Source organism: Vibrio sp. Vb1574 (genome assembly GCF_033338675.1).
The window spans coordinates 1-1165 of the sequence record NZ_JAWOTC010000340.1; the positions used below are offsets into that span (position 1 = coordinate 1).

At 47.0% G+C, this 1165-nt stretch carries 2 protein-coding genes; both read left to right on the forward strand.

The genetic code is table 11. The annotated features are described in order from the left end of the window. The coding region (locus R7O12_RS26025) for a DUF1949 domain-containing protein (RefSeq protein WP_318126944.1) at positions 1–138 on the forward strand (138 nt) is incomplete at its 5' end. 46 nt (positions 139–184) lie between these two features. After that, the coding region (locus R7O12_RS26030; RefSeq protein WP_318126943.1) for a potassium transporter TrkG at positions 185–1165 on the forward strand (981 nt) is incomplete at its 3' end.

Consider the following 1165-nt stretch of genomic DNA (forward strand, 5'->3'; position numbering starts at 1 on the left):
GTAGAAGTCGCTGCTGAATATAGCGATCAGGTAATATTAGTGGTGGCAATTGAGCTTCGTGAAGTGAGCGCGTTTACCCAAGCTATCATCAATAAAAGTGGGGCAAAGGCAATTGTAACCCCACTCGACGGACAATAATGAAAACCAGGAAGCAACAGGGACAGCTTCGCTAGTCAATCAATCCATGCAATTTCGTTCAATTATTCGAATCGTCGGGCTTTTGCTCGCGCTTTTTAGTGTCACCATGTTGGCACCCGCACTGGTTGCGCTTCTTTATCGAGACGGCGCTGGTGTACCTTTTGTCACGACTTTTTTTGTGCTGCTTTTTTGTGGAGCGATGTGTTGGTTTCCTAACCGTCGGCATAAACATGAGCTCAAATCACGTGATGGCTTTCTTATTGTTGTTCTTTTCTGGACGGTTTTGGGCAGCGCGGGTTCGCTTCCATTTTTAATCGCAGATAATCCCAACATTTCTGTGACTGACGCTTTTTTTGAATCCTTCTCTGCTTTAACTACGACAGGGGCGACCGTTATTGTCGGACTTGACGAGTTACCTAAAGCGATTTTGTTCTACCGCCAATTTCTACAATGGTTTGGTGGGATGGGGATCATCGTACTTGCGGTCGCTATTTTGCCAGTGTTGGGCATCGGTGGGATGCAGTTGTACCGCGCAGAAATTCCGGGTCCAGTGAAAGATACCAAAATGACCCCGCGCATAGCCGAGACAGCAAAAGCGCTGTGGTACATCTATTTAAGCCTGACAATCGCTTGTGCGGTTGCTTTTTGGCTCGCGGGCATGACGCCGTTTGATGCCATCAGCCACAGCTTCTCTACCATTGCAATTGGTGGCTTCTCAACTCACGATGCCAGCATGGGCTACTTCGACAGTTACGCGATTAACCTGATTACCGTGGTGTTCTTGCTGATCTCTGCTTGTAACTTCACTCTGCACTTTGCAGCATTTGCCTCTGGTGGGGTTCATCCTAAGTATTATTGGAAAGACCCAGAGTTCCGCGCATTCATCTTTATTCAGGTGTTACTGTTTTTGGTTTGCTTCTTACTACTATTGAAGCACCACTCTTACACATCACCTTATGATGCGTTTGACCAAGCATTGTTCCAAACTGTCTCAATCTCGACAACCGCAGGTTTTACCACAACCGGT